Below are 22,110 nucleotides of genomic sequence, written 5' to 3'. Positions count from 1 at the left end.
GTGATGCTATGGAAGAAGCGTTTTTTATACGTTTTCATGAAATAATTTTATTAGGCTATTTACTCAGTATGGGCTGCCTTGTTATCGATGTTTTTCAAAAGAATTATCGGATACAAAATATTGGGTTTTATGCTTTAGGGATTGTTTGGTTCTGTCAAACAATCTCTTTAACTATGTTTGTGATTTGGCAAAAGCGGCTCCCTTTGACATCTTTAATTGAAAGTTTTTATGTGTTAACTTGGTTGATTTTAACCATTACATTCGTCATGTCTGTGTTACGTCATTCCGAATTTATGGTTGCTTTACTCAATGTCATCGGCTTTATCTTCATGACCATTCACACCTTTCATCCACGTCAGTTTAAAGAGGATGGTGCCCGATTAACTGCGATGAATGAATTGTTATTCATCCATGTTTCATTGGCATTATTAAGTTATGTCGTTTTTGCCGTTGCGTTTGTAAATGCTATTATATATTTAATACAATATCGCAATTTAAAAGAAAAACGATTTACACAAAATTACTTTAGAATGAGTAGTATTAGCACGTTAGAGAAGATGGTGTTTTACAGTTCACTCATTGGTGTGATGATCATGTTTATTAGTCTTGTATTAGGCATTCAATGGGGGATGATTTCAATCGGTTATATGATCTTTTTAGATTTGAAAGTCATCTCTTCTATAGTCATTTTGATTGCATATTCGTTATTTATTACATTAAGGTTAACACGTAAATTTAAGCAACCTTTTTTAATGAATTTTAATATTATGTTATTTTTATGTTGTATGATTAATTTAATTGTTATCACGCAATTATCTTCGTTTCATCAATGGACAGGACTTTAATGAATTACTTAAATGGAGGACAACGCTATGCGTAAACTTATTGTCGGCTCGAGAAGAAGTCAGCTTGCATTGACTCAAAGCCAGCAGTTTATTGATCGTTTAAAAGAAATTGAGCCCGATTTGGATATTGAAATTAAAGAAATTGTCACAAAAGGTGATCAAATCGTAGACCGTCAATTATCCAAAGTGGGTGGTAAAGGTTTGTTTGTTAAAGAAATTCAAAACGAATTATTTAGTGGAGAGATTGATATGGCTATTCACTCATTAAAAGATGTTCCGAGTGAATTACCCGAAGGCTTGACTTTGGGATGCATTCCTGATCGTGAGCTCCCTTATGATGCACTGATTTCAAAAAATCATGTCCCGCTAGAATCACTTCCAGACGGGAGTGTTATTGGCACGAGCTCGTTACGTCGTGGTGCACAAATTTTAGCGCAATATCCGAATCTTAAGATTAAATGGATTAGAGGTAACATTGATACGCGTTTGAAAAAATTACAAACAGAAGATTATGATGCGATTATATTGGCCGCAGCGGGATTAAAACGAATGGGTTGGTCAGATGGAATTGTGACAACTTATTTAGATGAGAAATTATTAGTGCCAGCGATTGGGCAAGGTGCATTAGGCATTGAATGTCGAGCGGATGATGCCCCGTTGTTAGCATTGTTATCAAGAGTGCATAATGAAGATGTCGCGGCTTGTGTGACGGCTGAGCGAACGTTTCTGAAAGAAATGAACGGGAGTTGTCAAGTTCCGATTGGGGGCTATGCACAATATACAAAGGATCATCAAATTCAGTTTACGGGTTTGATTATGTCGCCAGATGGTCAGCAACGATTTGAACATACGGCATTTGGAACACATCCGGTTTTATTAGGGAAAGAAGTGAGTCAAGTCCTTAAAGCACAAGGGGCTGATCGTGTGATTGAAGCTTTAAATCAAGAAGAGGTGTAGCCTATGAAGCCTACTGTAGTGATGAGCCAAACGCATCACTTTAATGATGAACGAGCAAAAATTGTTCATTTGCCATTTAAGTCGATTCAGCCTTTAACTTTCGATCAATCGATATTGGATAATCACTATCATTGGCTCGTCTTCACTTCGAAAAATGCAGTCGCGATTTTCCTACCTTATTTGAAATACACCCGTTATGAACGGTTGGCAGTGATTGGTGAGAAGACTAAAGAATATTGTGAAAAACAAGGGTTGCAAGTTGATTTTTATCCTAATGATTATTCACAAGAAGGGTTTTTAGAAATGTTTTCTGCACAACAAGGAGAACGTATACTGATACCATCAAGCATTGAAGCACGTCCGTTACTTTATGAAGCACTGGGAGCGTCTGGTTTGCAAGTGACCAAAATTGATTTGTATGAAGCTAAGACAGTCGTGCGACATATTGAAAAAACAATCGCATTGATTGCACGTGGAGAAATAGATGCGGTGACTTTTGCGAGTGCATCTGCAGTTCGTGCATTTTTTGAACGCTATCATGCACACACATTCACCCGTTTTTACGCCATCGGGCAACAAACGGCACACGTCATTCAATCTTATGGTTATCCTTGTTCAATCGCTGACATTCAAACTTTGGAAGCAATGATTACTAAAATAATAGAAGAGAGGGTTCATTAATGCAATTTGATCGACATAGACGTTTAAGATCATCGAAATCCATGCGTGATATGGTAAGAGAGACACATGTAAGAAAGGAAGACTTAATTTATCCTATTTTCGTAGTAGAAAAAGAGAACGTAAAAACTGAAATTCAATCCCTTCCTGGTGTGTATCAAATCAGCTTAAATCTCCTTCATGATGAAATAAAAGAAGCATATGATTTAGGGATTCGTGCCATCATGTTTTTCGGTATTCCTAACGAAAAAGATGCATGTGGTACAGGCGCATTTATCGATGATGGTGTCATCCAGCAAGCAACACGTATCGCAAAATCTATGTATGAGGATTTATTGGTTCTAGCAGATACATGTTTATGTGAGTATACAGATCATGGACACTGTGGTTTAATCGATCCACATACGCATGATGTTGATAATGATGAGACATTACCTTTGCTCGTTCAGACGGCAATTTCTCAAGTCAAGGCAGGTGCGGATATTATTGCACCGAGTAATATGATGGATGGATTTGTTGCAGCGATTCGAAAAGGATTAGACGAAGCAGGGTATTATCATATTCCAATAATGAGTTATGGTATCAAATATGCATCCAGCTTTTACGGACCATTTCGTGATGCAGCAGAGTCCACGCCTTCGTTTGGGGATCGAAAAACGTATCAAATGGATCCAGCCAATCGTCTTGAAGCGATGCGAGAGCTTGAGTCAGATTTAAAAGAGGGCGCGGATATGATGATTGTGAAGCCAGCGTTGAGCTATTTAGATATCATTCGAGACGTGCGTAATCATAGTCAAATCCCTATTGTGGCATATAATGTGAGCGGTGAATATAGTATGACTAAAGCGGCAGCATTGAATGGTTGGATTGATGAAGAAAAAGTTGTAATGGAACAAATGGTTTCAATGAAGCGTGCGGGTGCAGATATGATTATTACTTATTTTGCCAAAGATATTTGTCATTACTTAGATCAACAATAAAGGAGGCGTCAGTCGTGCGATATAATAAATCAATCAAAGCTTTTGAAACAGCAGAAAAATTAATGCCAGGTGGTGTCAATAGTCCTGTTCGTGCTTTCCAATCTGTAGATACACCAGCCATTTTTATGGAACGTGGTGAAGGGGCTAGAATTTATGATATTGACGGTAATGAATACATTGATTACGTTCTCAGTTGGGGACCACTGATTTTGGGGCATCGTCACCCTAAAGTGATTGAAGGGATTCAAGAGGTACTACAACGTGGCACTAGTTTTGGTGCATCGACGTTAGATGAAAATCGGCTTGCTGAATTAGTCATTGAACGTGTCCCATCCATTGAAAAAGTTAGAATGGTGTCCTCTGGTACGGAAGCAACATTAGATACTTTACGATTAGCGCGTGGTTTTACTGGGAAAAATAAAATCATTAAATTCGAAGGGAATTATCATGGGCATAGCGACTCACTACTGATCAAAGCTGGATCAGGTGTCGCGACGCTAGGGTTACCCGACTCACCAGGTGTTCCTGAAGGGACTGCAAAAAATACCATTACCGTGCCATATAATGATTTAACTGCTGTTCAAGCTGCATTTGATAAATACGGCGATGATATTGCAGCTGTGATTGTTGAACCTGTAGCGGGAAATATGGGCGTTGTGCCACCGATTAATCAATTTTTACAAGGCTTGCGTGAGATAACGAAGGCGAATGATGCATTGTTGATTTTTGATGAAGTCATGACAGGCTTTCGAGTAGGGTATCACTGTGCCCAAGGTTATTACAATGTTACGCCAGATTTAACGTGTCTTGGTAAAGTCATTGGTGGTGGACTTCCTGTTGGTGCATTTGGTGGTCGTCAAGACATTATGGATTGTATTGCACCAAGTGGTGACATTTATCAAGCGGGAACACTTTCCGGGAATCCTTTAGCCATGACAAGTGGTTATATGACGTTAAGTCAATTGACGCCAGAAAGCTATGATTATTTTAATGCGTTGGGTGATCTTTTAGAAAAAGGGCTTAAAGACGTATTTAGTCAACATCAAGTTCCGTTAACGGTGAATAGAGCGGGTTCTATGATCGGATTTTTCTTAAATGAGGGGCCTGTTACGAATTTTAAAGAAGCGAATCGTTCTGATTTAGCATTGTTTAGCAAATTATATCGAGAATTGGCGCTACAAGGTATCTTTTTACCTCCTTCGCAATTTGAAGGCATGTTTTTATCGACAGCGCATACAAAAGAAGATATTGCGTTAACAGTAAAAGCGTTCGATGAGGCGTTAAGTCGAGTTAAGCAATCCTATTGAGTTGACTAGAGCCTCGAACAAAATAAAAAGTTTATTCTGATTCTATATTCGTTTTCCTTATAAAAAGCCGAGAGTCTCTCGGCTTTTTGTACGGAGAAGGACAATGTCTCAACAGTGGATTAAATCAAAAACTGTGATATTCCTGTCTTTTAATCAATTGGTGTGAGGGAGGTGTATGGACTTTGGCGCAAAACAAAATTTTGAATCAATTGATTGTGCTTGGTTTTACTTTGCTTTTTAGTGGGATATTATTTCGATTTCATGTGATGTTACCGTGGATGTTCGGCCCGATATTTGCTAGCATTTTTGTTGTTAAAGGACTAAAGCGAGACGTTCAATGGCCTAATTGGTTGAGTAGTCTCGGTTTAATTTTATTAGGCGTCCAAATTGGGACCTCATTTACAAAAAATGTCATTGATGATATAAAAAATGGTTGGTTTTCAATTATTCTTATCAGTGTATTACTTCTATTCATGTCGTTAGTCGTATCAATAGGGTTTAGAAAAATTGCACGCGTCAATAGAGAGACAGCTTTATTAAGTGTCATACCTGGTGCACTCAGTCAAATGATTGTCATGGCAGAAGAGAATAAAAAGGCGGATATTTTAGTTGTGAGTTTGGCACAAACATCTCGGGTGATTTTTGTTGTGCTACTCGTTCCACTCATTACTTTCTTTTTTAAAGATACACATACACAAATTTGGACGGGAAAAAAAGTAACTTATCTCACGGAAGTGTTAAATCTTGGGGATATCATCATCATCGCAATGGGGATATTTGTGATGTATTATGTGATGAAATGGCTTCATTTCCCGACTCAAATGTTGATGGCTCCGATAGTGGTCTTAATTATTTGGAATTTCGTTACTGAAATGAACTTCACACTTGACGCGCCAATCATAGCGGGTGCACAAGTGATTTATATGATACGTATCGGGATTCAAATCGCTCATTTAACGCATCGCTTAAAAGGGAGAATTGCTATTGCAATCGCCTATCAAAATGTTTTGCTTATTTTTGGCGCACTCGTTATGGTGTATTTTGTTCAATTCATCAATCATGCACCGTTAGACGAACTCTTTTTAGGTGCAGCGCCTGGAGGAATGAGTCAAATTGTTTTAGTGGCTTTAGATATCGGAACGGATGTGGCCAAGGTATCGAGTTATCATATATTCCGTATATTCTTTATCCTATTTTTAATTGCACCGCTCATCAGCTATTACTTGAAACATTTAACAAGAAAAAATTAAAAAGCATGTCAGTTTTCAAGGCATGGTCCTCGTTTAATATGAAGAGCGGCCGTATGCGTGGCCGCGAACAATCATGCTTTTATTTATTGGGCTTGCTTTTGATGGACAGAACAGCAATGAAATTAACGATGGGGACAGGACATGAGATGACTGTTATAAAGTCCAGCAGCTTCCATAAATGAAAAAGCCGTTACGGGTCCAATAAATTTAAAATTGTAGTCTTTTAATTTTTGTGAGAGTCGTGTTGCAGTAGCGTTAACAGTGATCCGTTGATCGACAGAAGTATAACGAAAGTCAATAGGTTGTCCGTCTACAAAAGACCAAATCCAATCACTGAAATGGCCATGTTCTTTTTCGATTTGAAGATAGCCTTGCGCTTGTGCAACGATGGCTTCCAATTTTGGACGATGATGAATGATATTTGGAAAAGTCATTAAAGCTTGAATGTCCTCTGGCGTCATTTGCGCGATTTGAAAAGGATCAAAGTGATAAAACGCTTGTTGGTAGGCTGCTTTCTTTTTAAGAATTGTTAACCAGGACAAGCCGGCATGTTGTGATTCAAGTGCCAATAGTTGAAATAATTGTTGAGAATCATAGATGGGCTTTCCCCATTCATCATCATGATATGCTAAATAAAGTGGATCTGTCGTACCGAATGCGCAGGGGTTCATGTTTTCGTTCCTCCTTGTATTGACTTCATAGTTCATTCAGTATACTATATTAGTGAAATTAAAAATAGTGTTTGGGAAGAGTATGTTATTTTGTTTTTATAGAGAGTGCATGGTTGGTGGAAATGCATAAAAGGAATAACTGAAGGTAGCCCGATTTGAACTTTAATTGAACTTAGAGTAGGTTAAAGCGTGTCATGAGCGTTAATCATTAGAGTGCAATAGTTGCATATTGACTATTGAATGTAGGTGGTACCGCGGAACATCCGTCCTATTCAGGACAGGTGTTTTTTATTTTAATGGAGGTAATTTTAATGGAAATGAAACCGAAGTATAATCCGCAAGAAGTTGAGGCGGGAAGATATCAAAAATGGCTAGACCAAGAGCTTTTTAAACCGAGTGAAGATTCAGAAAAACCAACATATACAATTGTCATTCCACCCCCAAACGTAACGGGTAAGTTACATTTAGGACATGCATGGGATACGACGCTTCAAGATATTTTAACGCGTATGAAACGGATGCAAGGATATAATACGCTTTATTTACCAGGAATGGATCATGCAGGAATAGCGACACAAGCAAAAGTTGAAGCGAAGATGCGGGAGGAAGGTATTTCTCGTCACGATATCGGTCGCGAAAAATTTCTTGAAAAAGCCTGGGAATGGAAAGCGTCATATGCATCATTTATTCGTCAACAATGGGCCAAATTAGGACTGGGTTTAGATTATTCAAGAGAACGTTTTACGCTAGATTCAGGATTGAGTCAAGCTGTGCGCAAAGTTTTTGTCGATATGTATAACAAAGGTTTAATTTACCGTGGAGAACGTATCATTAATTGGGACCCTGTTGCTCGTACAGCCCTCTCGGATATCGAAGTGGTTCATGAAGACGTGAATGGGAAATTCTATCACTTTAAATATCCTTTTGCAGATGGGGAAGGTTACATTGAAATCGCAACGACACGTCCAGAAACGATGCTTGGAGATACAGCCATTGTCGTTAATCCAGATGATCCTCGTTATCAAGATGTGATTGGAAAAACAGTCATTTTACCGATTGTTGGTCGAGAAATTCCTATTTTAGCTGATGCTTATGTTGATCAAGACTTTGGTAGCGGTGCAATGAAAGTGACACCCGCGCATGATCCGAATGACTTTGAAATCGGTAACCGTCATGAATTAGCGCGCATTGTAGTCATGGATGAAGCAGGCAAAATGAATGCTGAGGCAGGTAAATATGAAGGCATGGATCGTTTTGAATGTCGAAAACAACTTGTCAAAGATTTGTTAGAAGAAGGCTTAGTGATTAAAATTGAAGACCATGTGCATTCGGTAGGACATTCTGAGCGAACAGGCGCCGTGGTAGAGCCTTATTTATCTACACAATGGTTCGTGAAAATGGCACCTCTAGCACAACAAGCACTTGATAATCAAGAAACGGCAGGACGTATTGATTTTGTTCCACCACGTTTTGAAAAAACATTTAATCGTTGGATGGAAGAAATTCGTGATTGGACCATTTCAAGACAATTATGGTGGGGACATCAAATTCCAGCTTGGTATCATAATGAAACAGGTGAAATATATGTGGGTGAAGATGCACCTTCAGATATTGAAAATTGGACACAAGATGAAGATGTCCTGGATACATGGTTCTCAAGTGCATTATGGCCATTCTCAACATTAGGTTGGCCAGATGAAAACGCGGCAGACTACAAACGTTTCTATCCAACACAAGTACTTGTAACGGGGTATGACATCATTTTCTTCTGGGTTGCACGAATGATTTTCCAAGGTTTAGAATTCACAGGTCAAAAACCATTTAGTGATGTTTTATTACATGGCTTAGTACGGGCCGAAGATGGACGTAAAATGAGTAAATCTCTAGGAAATGGTGTAGACCCTATGGACGTCATCGACCAATATGGCGCGGACAGTTTACGTTATTTCTTGGCAACAGGTTCTTCGCCAGGTCATGATTTGCGTTATTCAACTGAAAAAGTTGAATCCGTATGGAATTTCATTAATAAAATTTGGAATGCAGCACGTTTTAGTTTGATGAATATCGGAGAATCATTTAGATTTGAAGACATTTCGCTAACAGGTTCGCTGTCTGTTGCGGATCAATGGATTCTTACACGTCTGAATGAAACAATAGAAACCGTTACGCAATTAAGCGATAAGTATGAATTTGGCGAAGTGGGTCGCGTATTGTATAATTTTATATGGGATGAATTTTGTGATTGGTACATTGAGATGAGTAAAATTCCAATGAATGGTACCGATGAAGGACAGAAAAATGTGACACGCTCGGTTTTAAGTTACACACTTGACCGAATGATGCGCCTCTTACATCCATTTATGCCATTTGTCACTGAACATATATGGCAAGCCTTGCCACATGAGGGCGAGTCTATTGTGACGAGTGCATGGCCGACAGTAGATGAGTCACTTGTATTTGCAGAAAGTAAAGATGTAATGGAGCAGTTGGTAGAAATCATTAAATCTGTTCGTCAGTCACGTATGGAAGTGAATACACCGCTATCTAAAGAAATTCCGATTAAAATTCAGGCCAAAAACGAAACGATTGAACAATTATTGATAGCAAATCAACATTACTTAGAGCGTTTCTGTAATCCAAGTACGCTCGAAATCTCAACGCAAATTGATGTACCAGATAAAGCAATGACGTCTATTGTGACTGCTGGTGAAGTGATTTTACCGATTGAAGGGCTCATTGACATGGATAAAGAGTTAGAACGGCTTGAAAAAGATTTGCAAAAATGGCAAAAAGAACTGGATCGAGTAAATAAAAAGTTAGCAAATGACAATTTTGTAAGCAAAGCACCTGAACACATCATTAATGAAGAAAAAGAAAAACAAATCAAATATCAAGAAAAATATGATGGTGTAAAGGCGAGAATTGAACAATTAAAAGCGTAGGAGTCTGAGTTATGAATTATCTGGATAGTTTATATTGGATTCATGAAAGAACAAAATTCGGCATTAAACCTGGCGTGAAACGCATGGAATGGATGTTAGAAAAACTGGGTAATCCTCAGCAGAACATCAATGCCATTCATGTTGGTGGGACAAATGGTAAAGGATCTACAGTTGTATATTTACGTGAAGCTTTATTGAAAAACGATTATGAAGTGGGTACTTTTACGTCTCCGTATATTGAAACTTTTAATGAACGAATTAGTTTGAACGGTTTACCAATTACAAACGATGACATTGTAACTTTAGTGGCGCGAGTAAAACCCATTAGTGAAATGATGGAAGCACAAACTGAATTAGGTGTGGCTACAGAATTTGAAATCATTACGACGATGATGTATTTGTATTTTGGTGAGATACATCCGGTTGATTTTGTCATAGTCGAGGCAGGTTTAGGTGTCAAAAATGATTCTACTAATGTTATCCAACCGCTTATGAGTATTTTGACAAGTATTGGCTTAGACCATACGGATATTCTTGGGCAAACTTATTTGGATATTGCCAAAGACAAGGCGGCGATTATCAAGCCCCATACACCTATTGTTTATGCAATTAAAAATGAAGAGGCACTTAAATATTTCCGAGATACAGCGGAACGCCTTGAATCAAAGGCTTTAGAATTTGATCGCGATATTCTAATTAAATCAGAAGATGACGAATTTACTTATCGATATAAAGATTATGAGTTAGAAAATCTTATATTAAATATGATTGGTGAACATCAAAAAGAAAATGCAGCTTTAGCCATTACAGCCTTAATTGAATTATACGAACAAGGCATCATCCAATTAGACTTTAATAAAATGATTGATGGTATTGAGCAAGCGTATTGGACTGGACGCATTGAGTGCGTTGCGCAAGACCCAATTATTATTATTGATGGTGCGCATAATAAAGAAAGTGTAGATGCACTTGTTGACACCATTGATAGGTATTATGATATTGACACAGTCGATGTGTTGTTTGCTGCAATTGAAGGCAAACCCGTTCATCATATGTTAGAAGCATTTCGAAATATGGCCAATCATATTTATGTTACAGACTTTGACTTTCCAAAAGCACTGCCAAAACACATGTTGTATGACGAAATCGAATTTGAACATAAATCGATGGTCGATGACTATGTGAACTTCATCCATCAATATCAAGGTGAAGCATTGCTTATTACAGGTAGCCTTTATTTTATCAGTGAAGTGAAATCAAAAATCAACTTTAATTCATAAAATTTAACCGCCTCATATGGACTGACGTATATTTCTAGTCCATATGAGGCGGTTTTATCATTTTTTTAAAGCATGATTGGAAATTTTTGTTGTTTCGAAATTTGACCGTATAGGACGAAACTTTTATAATAATCACATTCTCTCAATGCCGAACGATTAAGTATGTGGCTGAAATACAGTGTGTATCATGAGGAGGTGTCGGATTGAGCGTTGTGCTATTGTTTATGTCAGGTAGTAGTTTAGTGCGCTTTTTAATACAATGGGCGTGGCAAAATAGACTAAAAGTCAGTTATTTGTTTGAAAGGTCAAAATGTCAATATTGTCGCAAAAAATTAACTGTCATTGATATGCTTCCTATTGTCAGCTATTGTTTTTTTAAAGGGAGATGTCGTTTTTGTCAACACGCGATGCCATTCACATTATTCGTCAACGAAATAATCGGTGGACTGTTGATTTTATACCCATTTCTTTTTCCTCTCTACATTCCAATAAAGTCCTTTTACTTTATTTCATTCATTTTATTAGCTGTATCAACAGTCGATATTCAACATCAAATGATACAGCATCGTTTTCTCCTATTATTACTTATTTTGATGTTAACACACCATCATACAATTTATTTAGATTTGCCTCATTTCTCGTTATGGATGATTCTATTTATAATCGGATGTATGCCACAACAATGGATTGGCGTTGGAGATATTAAACTCTTCCTCGTTCTTACTTTTTTCTTTCCGTTCCCATTTCTGTTGATTTTTTTTGAGTTATTATTTCCGATAGGCTGTATTGTATTACCGATGTTTTATTGTCTTAAATGGGTGAAAAATCATCGTATTCCTTTAGCACCAGTAATTTTGATAACGTTTCTCTTTATATCATCAACCTATCCCAAAATCATTGTTATTTATGGAGGTGTATTATGACGCGCATACAAGATTTATCAACCGATGAAAAACCAAAAGAGCGACTTGTTCAATTTGGCAGTCAAGCACTTTCAAATACAGAGCTTCTCGCGATAATTATTAATAGTGGAAGTAAAGGGCAATCTAGTATCCAAATTGCATCCCAGATTTTGTCGCATTGTCGTACCTTAACACAACTTCGACATCTTTCTTTAGTAGAGTTAGAGAAATTTGTCGGCATTGGACGAAATAAAGCTATCACCATTTTAGCTGTTTTTGAATTGTCGCGCCGATTAACTGAGGACAAACAACAATTTTTATCTGAACCGATTCATTCACCTGAACAAATTGCAGAACGTTTCTATACACAGTTTAAAGGAACGAATCAAGAGCATTTTATCCTATTAATATTGAATACAAAAAATCAAATTGTTCATGAGGAAACGCTATTTATTGGGACATTAAATAGTGCCATTATTCATCCGAGAGAAATATTTAAAACAGCATTAAAGTGGTCAGCACATGCCATTATTGTTGTTCACAATCATCCTTCTGGTGATTCAACGCCATCTAAAGCAGATATTGAAACAACGCGGCGTTTAATGATGTGCGGTGAGGCGATGGGAATCGAATTGTTAGATCACATTGTTATCGGTGAAGATTCATTTGTTTCGATATTAAGTGAAAATGAGTTGTAGCCGAGAAAAGCGCGGAAAAGGGTTGAATAAGTGTAATCATTGAAAGGCGAGGTTCGTTTTTGTTGGTGGGTTTATTTTAAATGTATTTGGAATGAAGCTAAGTCTTACTAAATTGACAAAACCTAGCTCATTTCTATGATTTGAATGGATTTCATCATTTAAAAATGAAAGTTATCAATGAGCCATAAGAATGATTGATAACAAATATAGATGATAAATAGCATAATGCCAAGTCTAATGATAAAGCGAATGACATGCATACTGATTCTGAATAGTAGTATGATAAGTAGAATCGTTAAAAACACAATCATCAAATTCATTGTCAACACTCCTTTTACCTATATTTTAAAACATTGAAGCGATAAAAACATCATTCTTAAGTCATATTTTCATGCTTGAGATGGATGATTTCATCAATCGATTTAATTATAATATATCATATAATGATAAGTATCAATCATTTGTGGAACGACAATAAGGAGGGCATTCATGCGGATAATAAAAAGTCTCATTAAATTATTAATTATTTTAATTTTACTCATCGCCCTCGTTTTAGCAAGTATAATGTTTGTACCAAATTTAAAAAATCAACCATGGAATCCCGTCAGAGAGGAAACGTACCAAGTGACGGATGATGAGGGATATGTCGTACCACTCAATGGTCGAAATTATATTCAAACCGAAAATGATATTTTTAGAAATATTCCAAAAAGCCAAATGAGAAATGTGTTTACTTGGATTGATAAATACGAATTTATGCAAGTGAATGGATTGACAAGGATGGGGTATGACAACGAATATTTAATTGCAGAACGGGATACACAATTCATTTTATACCGTTTTGGGGATGATACAATGAGAGTCTATACGACTGAGCATGATTTATATGCGGATTTGCATCAACTGGGACATCCTATAGAAATGAGGCCGCTGATTGATTATCAATAGGATACCAAAAATACAAGAATCAAATGGGTCTATATTAAATCAAATTTAATCATCAGTGAGAGGCCTGTTAAACTTCGATGATATTGTTGTTAGTAGAGATGAGAATGTTGTGTTAAAACAGATTTTCATCTCGATTTTATAAGTTCTTTTAATGTCACTGTTGATTGACCGATGTATGAGCCGTTGTCTAAACAGAACATCTATGCGACGCCCTGTATTTATAAAGCAAGTGGATGTATGGTTTGTAATTTTAAGCGAATTGAAGATTGATGATACATAAAGTTTAAAAGCGTTAAATGAATGAAAAATGAGAAAAAAATGATGATAAAACATCTTGATTGATGCAATATATCATATTGATTTTATTCTAAATATGAATAGAATGAGAGATAATGTACAACATGGGACTTTATTTACATTAAAGAGTAATATAAAATAGTAGCAGTACATACAAAGATTGATAATATGAGGTGTTGAGGTTGTCCAATTTTTTTAAAAACAACAAACTCGTTGTGTTGTTTTGCGCACTAATTTTATTTATCGCTTTAATTGGTTTGTCAATTCGTTCGAATTCGCAGTCCGTTCCCGAACAATACGTCAGTGACACCACTTCTTTTGGACAGAGAGTTTTCGCCTATCCTATCCATTTTGTTGCGGGTTCTATCACAGATATTTTTCATAAAAGAGAGACACCGTCGAACAAAGAGAAACAATTAGAAGCGGAAAATGAACGGCTTAAATCAGAAAACAAAAATCTCAAAAAAGAATTAGACATGAGTGATATTTCAGAATATCAAGCTGTCACAGCAGCTGTTATCGCACGACAACCAGATCAATGGTTAAATACAGTCATTATTGATAAAGGAAAGAAATCTGGTATTAAAGAAAACATGGCAGTGATGACTGCGGATGGGTTAGTGGGTCGTGTTGCGAAAGTGAATCAATTTTCATCACAAGTCCATTTAATTTCAACTAAAGGACGGACAAACCGTTTGTCAGTCAATATTCAACATGATGGAGATGATGTGTTTGGGTTAATCGACCATTTTGATGAAGAAACGGACCAATTAATTATTAGTGACATTGACAACAATGGAGATGTTAAAGTAGGGGACAAAGTCGTTACAAGTGGTCTTGGCGATCAATTGCCAAAAGGATTATACATTGGTGAAGTTAAAAAAGTGCAGAAGGATCAATACGGACTTTCGAAACAAGTTGCAATCCAGACCGGTGCAAATCTCAACCATTTTGATCATGTGTATATCGCAAAGCGTGATCCGAAAACAATTGTAAGCGATGAAGGTGACAATTCATAATGAAATCAATATATTACATTTTAGTTGCCATCCTGTTGTTTTATTTAGATACTGTACTCACATTTTTGTCTCCCATCATGATTGGTCCCCAACGCTTAATTTTAGTTCCACATCTTGTGTTTCTATATTTAATGTTGATTGCTGTATATAAAAACACGAGCATTGCTTTAATTTTAGGGATTTTGTTAGGAACAATGCAGGATTTATTTTTCGGACAAATTTATGGCGTGTATTTATTTGGCTACATTGTTTTTGTTCTATTAGCCGATAAATTTTTAAAAGTTTTTTTTCGCGATCACATAATGGTTTATGCAATGCTCATATTAGGTGTTGTGTTACTTGAAATTTTCGTGGTATTGATCTATTTGTTACTTGGACTTATCGATGTGAGCATATTGCATTTCATCATATTTCGTATATTGCCAACCGCAGTTCTCAATGCACTATTACTTGTGTTTTTATATTTTCTGGGGAACAAATTCATAAATCAAACACGTCCTATTGACACGAAGTAAAACGAATGTTATGATTCAATAGTTGAGTAGTTCATAGCTACATACAACCGCTCAAACATAGGTTTTAAGTACAATTGTCACCTATGTATGGCGTGACTTATTAATTAGGAGGTGCGAAGTATGTTTGCTATTATTGAAACAGGTGGAAAACAAATCAAGGTTGAGGAAGGCCAAGAGATTTTCGTTGAGAAATTAAACGTTAACGAAGGTGATACATTCACTTTTGATAAAGTTTTATTTGTTTCTGGAGACAGCGTGAAAGTGGGAGCGCCTACAGTTGAAGGTGCAACTGTAACGGCTACTGTTAACAAACAAGGACGTGGTAAGAAAATCACTGTCTTTACTTATCGTCGTCGTAAAGATTCAAAACGTAAAAAAGGCCACCGTCAACCATACACAAAATTAACAATTGATAAAATTAATGCATAATTATGATTAATGTTAATGTTCAATTAAATGATGACGGTCATATAACAGAGCTCATTATGGAAGGACATGCGGAATTTGGCGAACATGGCCAAGATCTTGTTTGTGCGGGCGCATCAGCGGTGTTGTTCGGTAGTGTCAACGCAATCATTGGTCTGACATCCGAAAGACCTGACATTGATTACTCTGATGATGGAGGCTATTTTCATTTGAGAATTGTTGATACAAAAAATGAACAAGCGCAATTAATACTCCAATCACTACTTATTTCTTTACAAACAATTGAAGAAGAATATAATGAGTACATTAAATTAAATCTGAAGTGAGGTGTAACACATGCTAAAATTAAACTTACAATTTTTCGCATCGAAAAAAGGGGTAAGTTCTACTAAGAACGGTCGTGACTCTGAATCTAAACGTTTAGGTGCTAAGCGTGCGGATGGTCAATTCGTTACTGGTGGTTCAATCTTATTCCGTCAACGTGGAACTAAGATTTACCCAGGTGAAAACGTAGGTCGTGGTGGCGATGATACATTATTCGCTAAAATCGATGGCGTTGTTAAATTCGAACGTAAAGGTCGAGACAAAAAACAAGTTTCTGTCTACGCAGTTGCTGAATAATTTGTCATTCTTTGACACCAGAAGGTAACTTCTGGTGTTTATTTTTTATATTAAAGACATAGAAATAGCATTTCGCGTTGGTAGGGGATATGCGCTGCTTTATATGAAATATCATACCCACCTACGCTATACTAACAGTACAATTAAGCAAAAATTAAAAGTAAAAGAGGTGATAGCATGTTTGTCGATCAAGTAAAAATATCATTAAAGGCCGGAGACGGTGGTAACGGTATTACTGCCTACCGTCGTGAAAAATATGTTCCGTTTGGTGGACCAGCCGGTGGTGATGGAGGGCGTGGTGCTTCAATCGTATTCGAAGTCGATGAAGGGTTACGAACATTAATGGATTTTAGATATCAACGCCATTTTAAAGCGAAAAAAGGTGAAAATGGTCAAAGTAGTAATATGCATGGAAAAAATGCAGAAGACTTAGTGTTAAAAGTACCACCGGGGACGATTATCAAAGATGTTGCATCAGAACAAACATTAGCGGATTTAGTCGAACACGGTCAAAGTGCGATTGTTGCAAAAGGTGGACGAGGTGGACGTGGGAATTCACGATTTGCAACACCAAAAAACCCAGCACCAGACTTTAGTGAAAATGGTGAACCGGGAGAAGAAATTGAAGTAACTTTAGAGTTAAAATTGTTAGCGGATGTCGGTTTAGTGGGTTTTCCAAGTGTCGGGAAATCTACGTTACTTTCCATCGTATCAAAAGCCAAACCTAAAATTGGGGCTTACCACTTCACAACAATTCAACCGAATCTTGGTGTTGTCGTAACGCCTGATCAACGCAGTTTTGTCATGGCAGACTTACCGGGCTTAATAGAAGGTGCATCAGAAGGTGTCGGTTTAGGACATCAATTTTTACGGCATGTGGAACGGACAAAAGTCATTGTGCATGTCATTGATATGAGTGGTATGGAAGGGAGAGATCCATACGAAGATTATCAAATTATAAATCACGAATTAAAAGCATATGCTCAGCGATTGGAAGAGCGCCCTCAAATTATTGTTGCAAATAAAATGGATATGCCAGATGCGGATATGCAATTACAGATGTTTAAAGAACAGTTGGAAGATGATGTTAAAATTATACCTATCTCTTCTTATACTAGAGAAAATATCGATCAGTTGTTATATGAAATTGCCAATACACTCGATTCCGTAAAAGATATTGACTTTTCAGCACAAGAAGAAACAATCGGTGTGAACCGAGTTTTATACAAACATACGCCATCTCAAGATAAGTTCACGATTACGCGCGATGATGACGGTGCTTACGTTGTGAGTGGTAATGCAATTGAACGTATGTTTAAAATGACAGACTTCAACAGCGAGCCAGCAATTCGTCGTTTTGCAAGACAAATGCGTTCGATGGGCATTGATGATGCATTAAGAGAACGTGGTGCAGTAAACGGCGATATTGTACGAATTCTTGGTGGAGAGTTTGAATTTGTCGAATAGTAAAAAAGTGGAGGTCGTGCCTAGTGATGGAGCATCAATTTTATTTAATTCGTGAAGATGTATTACCCTATGTTGTAAAGCGTGTGCTATTAGTGAAGGATGCCTTAAAAGCAGATCAGTCGTTAACCATTCAAGAAGCTGTCGATATGTATGATTGTTCAAGAAGCGCATTTTACAAGTATAGAGATACGATTTTCCCACTTGACGCCATTCAGAGCCACACTGAGATTTTTACTATTATTTTGTTTGTTACGGATAAAGTAGGGATATTAGCACAAATCCTTGAAAAACTATCTGAACTGAATTTATCTGTATTGACGATTCATCAAAGTGTTCCTACAGATCAAAAAGCTTCGATCACGTTATCATTAGATGGCAGTCATGCCAAGTGTGGACCATACGAAATCATCAATATGTTGCGTCAAATGGAAAATGTCTATAATGTAGATATTATTGGAATGAACATGTAAGGAGCGGTTGTCAATGTATGCATATATCACTGGCCAATTAATGGCCTTATACCCAACGCATGTCGTCGTTGAAAATACTTCAGGCGTCGCTTACGAGATTCAAACGCCGAACTCATATCGATTTCAAAAGTATCTAGAACTACCTGTCAAAATCTATACCGCATTAATTGTTCGTGAGGATGCGCAGCTATTGTACGGTTTTATCAATCAGGAAGAAAAAGATATGTTTTTGAGTTTAATTAAAGTAACAGGAATCGGACCTAAATCTGCATTGGCGATTTTAGCTGCGAGTACCCCAAATGAAGTCAAACGTGCAATCGAAAATGAGAATGATGCGTATTTAACACAATTTCCAGGGATAGGTAAAAAAACAGCGCGTCAAATTGTATTAGATTTGAAAGGAAAAGTCATTGTCACTGAAGAAGTGACAGACGGACTATTAGAGGTGACCCAACATGAGACGTCTGACTTTGCTTTAAAAGAAGCGTTACTTGCATTAGAAGCTTTAGGGTATTCAAAACGAGAACTGAATAAAGTTGAAAAAACAATGCAACAACATCATTTTGAAGAAGTTGATGAAGCGGTTAAATTTGCATTGAAACAATTGATTTCATAGAAGGGGAGATTTCAATGGATCAAGATCGAATGATGGATGGACATGAGCAACCTAATGAACACATGTTTGAATTGTCTCTACGCCCTGAGCGGTTGAGACAATATATTGGCCAGTCTACAATTAAATCAAACTTGGAAGTCTTTATACAAGCCGCTAAAATTCGTGAAGAACCTCTTGATCATGTATTACTTTTCGGACCACCAGGATTAGGTAAAACGACCCTTTCCCATATCATTGCAAATGAAATGGAAGTCAATTTACGCACAGTTTCTGGACCTTCTATTGAAAGACCGGGCGATTTAGCAGCAATTTTAACCGGATTACAACCTGGGGATGTCCTTTTCATAGATGAGATTCATCGCTTGAGTAGTGTGGTAGAAGAAGTGCTGTATCCTGCTATGGAAGACTTTTACTTGGATATCATTGTCGGCAAAGGGGAGGAAGCGCGTAGTATTCGCATCGACCTTCCTCCATTTACATTAGTCGGGGCAACAACTCGTGCTGGAAGTTTGACGAGTCCGTTGAGAGATCGGTTTGGCGTCCACTTACGTTTAGAATATTATACCGAACAAGAATTGACACAAATTATTATTCGTACAGCGGAAGTGTTAGGTACAGCGATAGATGCAGAAAGTGCGAACGAGATAGCGAAGCGAAGTCGCGGGACACCAAGAATTGCGAATCGCTTATTAAAGCGAATCCGTGATTTTCAACAAGTCAATCAAGACGATATGATTTATATAGAAACAACGAAACATGCGTTACACTTATTGCAAGTTGACGATGAAGGTTTAGATTACATTGATCATAAAATGATGGCTTGTATTATTGAACAATATCATGGTGGTCCTGTAGGTTTAGATACAATTGCTGTGTCGATCGGTGAGGAACGCGTTACAATTGAAGATGTTTATGAGCCATTCCTCATTCAAAAAGGATTTTTAGAACGTACACCAAGAGGTCGTAAAGCGACACCTTATGCGTATGAACATTTTAAATATGCGAGACCATAAGAGAAGGAGTCTTTGTATTGAATATAGAAGAATTTGATTATGAATTACCAGAATCGCTCATTGCACAAACCCCATTGTTACAACGAGATCAGAGTCGATTACTGTACCTCAATCGAACAACTGGAGAGATGGAAGATTTACGTTTTACAGCGATTTCGCAATTTTTCCAACGCGGCGATACACTGGTATTAAATGATACACGTGTCATGCCTGCGCGATTGTTTGGGATTAAGGAAGAAACGAATGCTAAAGTTGAGATGCTCCTGTTAACGCAAATTGAAGGGGATGATTGGGAAGTCCTTCTAAAGCCCGCAAAACGGATAAAAATTGGGCAATCATTGAGCTTTGGTGATGGTATCATTAAAGCGACATGCATTCAGGAGTTAGATCAAGGGGGACGTGTGATGCGTTTGTCATACGATGGGATTTTACAAGAAAGGCTCGATGAATTAGGTGAAATGCCACTACCTCCGTATATTAAAACACGATTAGATGAAAAAGAACGCTATCAAACGGTCTATGCGAAAGCGTCTGGTTCGGCTGCAGCACCAACGGCAGGGCTACATTTCACAGATGAATTATTGGATGAAATTCGTAACAAAGGTGTTAATATTGCCTTTATTACACTGCATGTCGGCTTAGGAACGTTTAGACCTGTCAGTGTAAATAATATTGATGACCACGAAATGCATAGCGAGTATTATCAAATGACACAAGCGACAGCCGATGTTTTGAATGATACGAAAGCAGCGGGGCATCGCATTATTTCTGTCGGCACGACTTCAACGCGTACACTTGAAACGATTGTCGCTCAACATGGCACATTTATCGAAACAAGCGGTTGGACTGATATTTTTATCTATCCTGGATTCCACTTTAAAGCGATAGACGGGTTAATTACGAACTTTCATTTACCAAAATCAACTTTAGTCATGCTCGTTTCAGCTTTTAGTACACGCCAGTACGTGTTGAATGCATATCGTCATGCGGTTGATGAAAAGTATCGATTTTTTAGTTTTGGCGATGCAATGATGATTATATAGTTTGAGAGGAGAATACGATGCCTGCAGTAACATATGAGCATATTAAAACTTGTAAACAATCGGGGGCGCGATTAGGGATAGTGCATACCCCTCATGGCTCATTCGAAACCCCTATGTTTATGCCTGTCGGTACAAAAGCGACAGTTAAAACGATGAGCCCTGAAGAACTTAAACAAATGCATACGCAAATCCTATTAGGGAATACGTATCATTTATGGCTTCAACCTGGGAATGATATTATTAAACAGGCTGGAGGATTACACAAATTCATGAATTGGGATGGCCCAATTTTAACGGATTCTGGAGGGTTTCAGGTTTTTAGTTTAAGCAACTTGCGTAAAATCACTGAAGAAGGCGTAGAATTTCGCCATCATACGAATGGTTCGAAATTATTTTTATCGCCTGAAGATTCCATTAAAATCCAAAATGATTTAGGTTCGGACATTATTATGGCGTTTGATGAATGTCCACCAATGCCAGCAGAATATGATTACGTCAAGCAATCATTAGAACGCACAACGAGATGGGCTGAGCGTTGTTTGAATGCACATCAACGGCCACATGATCAAGCGCTTTTTGGTATCATCCAAGGTGGAGAATACAAAGACTTACGTCAACAATCTGCAGAAGCGCTTGTGAAATTAGATTTTCCAGGCTATGCAATTGGTGGTTTATCTGTAGGTGAACCTAAACCAGTCATGTATGATATGGTGGAACATACTGTACAGTTCATGCCAGAAAACAAACCGCGTTATTTGATGGGGGTCGGCTCACCAGATGCCTTGATTGAATGTAGCATACGTGGCATGGATATGTTTGACTGTGTTTTACCTACACGGATTGCACGTAACGGAACGTGTATGACATCCACGGGAAGATTAGTAGTAAAAAATGCACAGTATAAAAATGATTTTCGTCCTTTAGATGCAAATTGTGATTGCTATACGTGCCGAAATTATAGTAGAGCTTATTTACGCCATTTAATCAAAGCAGATGAAACGTTCGGAATTCGTCTTACCACTTACCATAATTTGCATTTTCTGTTAAAATTGATGGAGAACATTAGACAAGCTATTCGAGAGGATCGCCTTTTAGATTTTAAAGAGGAATTTTTCGAACAATACGGTCTGAATGTTGATAATCCGAAAAATTTCTAGATAGGAGT

Annotated in this window: 24 protein-coding genes, 1 pseudogene and 2 other annotated features; of the genes and pseudogenes, 23 read left to right on the top strand and 2 right to left on the bottom strand. The window is 37.4% G+C overall.

Features of this window, described 5'->3' with window-relative positions:
- Positions 1-8: 8 nt before the first annotated feature.
- The 6 genes from ccsA (at position 9) to B5P37_RS00625 (ending at position 6,017) form a co-directional block, all read left to right on the top strand.
- Positions 9-845: a cytochrome c biogenesis protein CcsA gene (gene ccsA, locus B5P37_RS00650; RefSeq protein WP_085236128.1), complete on the top strand. Its 837-nt coding sequence runs from the start codon at positions 9-11 to the stop codon at positions 843-845.
- Positions 846-872: 27 nt separating this feature from the next.
- Positions 873-1,802, top strand: coding sequence for a hydroxymethylbilane synthase (gene hemC / locus B5P37_RS00645; protein WP_085236126.1), 930 nt, complete (start codon positions 873-875; stop codon positions 1,800-1,802).
- 3 nt (positions 1,803-1,805) lie between these two features.
- On the top strand, positions 1,806-2,483 hold the full coding sequence (locus B5P37_RS00640; RefSeq protein WP_085236124.1) for a uroporphyrinogen-III synthase: 678 nt from the start codon (positions 1,806-1,808) through the stop codon (positions 2,481-2,483).
- A complete protein-coding gene (gene hemB / locus B5P37_RS00635; RefSeq protein ID WP_085236122.1) occupies positions 2,483-3,460 on the top strand; it encodes a porphobilinogen synthase in 978 nt (325 codons plus the stop codon). Before B5P37_RS00640 ends, hemB begins: the two co-directional genes overlap by 1 nt.
- 14 nt (positions 3,461-3,474) lie before the next feature.
- Positions 3,475-4,767 (top strand): glutamate-1-semialdehyde 2,1-aminomutase, encoded by a 1,293-nt coding sequence (hemL, locus tag B5P37_RS00630; RefSeq protein ID WP_085236120.1) that lies wholly within the window; start codon positions 3,475-3,477, stop codon positions 4,765-4,767.
- Positions 4,768-4,949: 182 nt separating this feature from the next.
- A complete protein-coding gene (locus B5P37_RS00625; RefSeq protein ID WP_085236118.1) occupies positions 4,950-6,017 on the top strand; it encodes an AbrB family transcriptional regulator in 1,068 nt (355 codons plus the stop codon).
- A gap of 122 nt (positions 6,018-6,139) precedes the next feature.
- Here the strand turns inward: B5P37_RS00625 and B5P37_RS00620 are convergent, their stop codons facing one another.
- On the bottom strand, positions 6,140-6,688 hold the full coding sequence (locus B5P37_RS00620) for a DNA-3-methyladenine glycosylase I (RefSeq protein ID WP_085236116.1): 549 nt from the start codon (positions 6,686-6,688) through the stop codon (positions 6,140-6,142).
- 58 nt (positions 6,689-6,746) lie between these two features.
- Positions 6,747-6,962: a binding site (T-box leader), on the top strand.
- 37 nt (positions 6,963-6,999) lie between these two features.
- Between B5P37_RS00620 and B5P37_RS00615 the strand changes: the two genes are divergently transcribed.
- From B5P37_RS00615 to radC, 5 genes and pseudogenes are all read left to right on the top strand, one after another.
- Positions 7,000-9,630 (top strand): valine--tRNA ligase, encoded by a 2,631-nt coding sequence (locus B5P37_RS00615; RefSeq protein ID WP_085236114.1) that lies wholly within the window; start codon positions 7,000-7,002, stop codon positions 9,628-9,630.
- An 11-nt stretch (positions 9,631-9,641) separates the two neighbouring features.
- Entirely contained in the window at positions 9,642-10,910 is a 1,269-nt protein-coding gene (locus tag B5P37_RS00610; protein WP_085236112.1) for a bifunctional folylpolyglutamate synthase/dihydrofolate synthase, read from the top strand.
- Between the two features lie 224 nt (positions 10,911-11,134).
- A pseudogene (locus B5P37_RS12080) lies at positions 11,135-11,311 on the top strand (prepilin peptidase); the annotation flags it as partial.
- Positions 11,312-11,317: 6 nt separating this feature from the next.
- The gene (locus B5P37_RS00605; protein WP_244898644.1) at positions 11,318-11,833 is read left to right on the top strand and encodes a prepilin peptidase; all 516 of its coding nucleotides are present in this window, start codon (positions 11,318-11,320) and stop codon (positions 11,831-11,833) included.
- Positions 11,830-12,510, top strand: a complete 681-nt coding sequence (radC, locus tag B5P37_RS00600; protein WP_085236110.1) for a RadC family protein — start codon at positions 11,830-11,832, stop codon at positions 12,508-12,510. The genes B5P37_RS00605 and radC overlap by 4 nt, the downstream gene beginning before the upstream one ends.
- Before the next feature lie 158 nt (positions 12,511-12,668).
- On the opposite strand, the gene B5P37_RS11855 is transcribed toward radC, so the two are convergent.
- The gene (locus tag B5P37_RS11855) at positions 12,669-12,830 is read right to left on the bottom strand and encodes a hypothetical protein (RefSeq protein ID WP_169710752.1); all 162 of its coding nucleotides are present in this window, start codon (positions 12,828-12,830) and stop codon (positions 12,669-12,671) included.
- Between the two features lie 169 nt (positions 12,831-12,999).
- Here B5P37_RS11855 and B5P37_RS00595 point away from each other — a divergent pair, with 169 nt between their 5' ends.
- The 12 genes from B5P37_RS00595 (at position 13,000) to tgt (ending at position 22,102) form a co-directional block, all read left to right on the top strand.
- The gene (locus tag B5P37_RS00595; RefSeq protein ID WP_085236108.1) at positions 13,000-13,458 is read left to right on the top strand and encodes a DUF4930 family protein; all 459 of its coding nucleotides are present in this window, start codon (positions 13,000-13,002) and stop codon (positions 13,456-13,458) included.
- A 479-nt stretch (positions 13,459-13,937) separates the two neighbouring features.
- A complete protein-coding gene (gene mreC / locus B5P37_RS00590; RefSeq protein ID WP_085236106.1) occupies positions 13,938-14,774 on the top strand; it encodes a rod shape-determining protein MreC in 837 nt (278 codons plus the stop codon).
- Positions 14,774-15,289: a rod shape-determining protein MreD gene (mreD, locus tag B5P37_RS00585; protein WP_085236104.1), complete on the top strand. Its 516-nt coding sequence runs from the start codon at positions 14,774-14,776 to the stop codon at positions 15,287-15,289. Before mreC ends, mreD begins: the two co-directional genes overlap by 1 nt.
- A gap of 35 nt (positions 15,290-15,324) precedes the next feature.
- Positions 15,325-15,397 (top strand) — a sequence feature (ribosomal protein L21 leader region).
- 12 nt (positions 15,398-15,409) lie between these two features.
- The gene (rplU, locus tag B5P37_RS00580; protein ID WP_085236102.1) at positions 15,410-15,718 is read left to right on the top strand and encodes a 50S ribosomal protein L21; all 309 of its coding nucleotides are present in this window, start codon (positions 15,410-15,412) and stop codon (positions 15,716-15,718) included.
- A 2-nt stretch (positions 15,719-15,720) separates the two neighbouring features.
- Complete coding sequence (locus B5P37_RS00575) at positions 15,721-16,041, top strand: ribosomal-processing cysteine protease Prp (RefSeq protein ID WP_085236100.1); 321 nt, start codon at positions 15,721-15,723, stop codon at positions 16,039-16,041.
- 10 nt (positions 16,042-16,051) lie between these two features.
- Positions 16,052-16,336, top strand: coding sequence for a 50S ribosomal protein L27 (gene rpmA, locus B5P37_RS00570; protein WP_014613716.1), 285 nt, complete (start codon positions 16,052-16,054; stop codon positions 16,334-16,336).
- Positions 16,337-16,513: 177 nt separating this feature from the next.
- The gene (obgE, locus tag B5P37_RS00565; RefSeq protein WP_085236098.1) at positions 16,514-17,803 is read left to right on the top strand and encodes a GTPase ObgE; all 1,290 of its coding nucleotides are present in this window, start codon (positions 16,514-16,516) and stop codon (positions 17,801-17,803) included.
- Between the two features lie 26 nt (positions 17,804-17,829).
- The gene (locus tag B5P37_RS00560) at positions 17,830-18,273 is read left to right on the top strand and encodes an ACT domain-containing protein (protein WP_085236096.1); all 444 of its coding nucleotides are present in this window, start codon (positions 17,830-17,832) and stop codon (positions 18,271-18,273) included.
- Between the two features lie 13 nt (positions 18,274-18,286).
- Positions 18,287-18,889, top strand: coding sequence for a Holliday junction branch migration protein RuvA (gene ruvA, locus B5P37_RS00555; protein WP_085236094.1), 603 nt, complete (start codon positions 18,287-18,289; stop codon positions 18,887-18,889).
- 14 nt (positions 18,890-18,903) lie between these two features.
- Positions 18,904-19,902: a Holliday junction branch migration DNA helicase RuvB gene (gene ruvB / locus B5P37_RS00550; protein WP_085236092.1), complete on the top strand. Its 999-nt coding sequence runs from the start codon at positions 18,904-18,906 to the stop codon at positions 19,900-19,902.
- Positions 19,903-19,919: 17 nt separating this feature from the next.
- Complete coding sequence (gene queA, locus B5P37_RS00545; RefSeq protein WP_085236090.1) at positions 19,920-20,945, top strand: tRNA preQ1(34) S-adenosylmethionine ribosyltransferase-isomerase QueA; 1,026 nt, start codon at positions 19,920-19,922, stop codon at positions 20,943-20,945.
- 17 nt (positions 20,946-20,962) lie between these two features.
- Positions 20,963-22,102: a tRNA guanosine(34) transglycosylase Tgt gene (gene tgt, locus B5P37_RS00540; RefSeq protein WP_085236088.1), complete on the top strand. Its 1,140-nt coding sequence runs from the start codon at positions 20,963-20,965 to the stop codon at positions 22,100-22,102.
- Positions 22,103-22,110 lie beyond the last annotated feature (8 nt).

The organism is Staphylococcus lutrae, assembly GCF_002101335.1.
Classification (GTDB): domain Bacteria; phylum Bacillota; class Bacilli; order Staphylococcales; family Staphylococcaceae; genus Staphylococcus; species Staphylococcus lutrae.
Note: the sequence above shows the minus strand (reverse complement) of the source record. Positions and strands in the feature narration are given on the sequence as shown.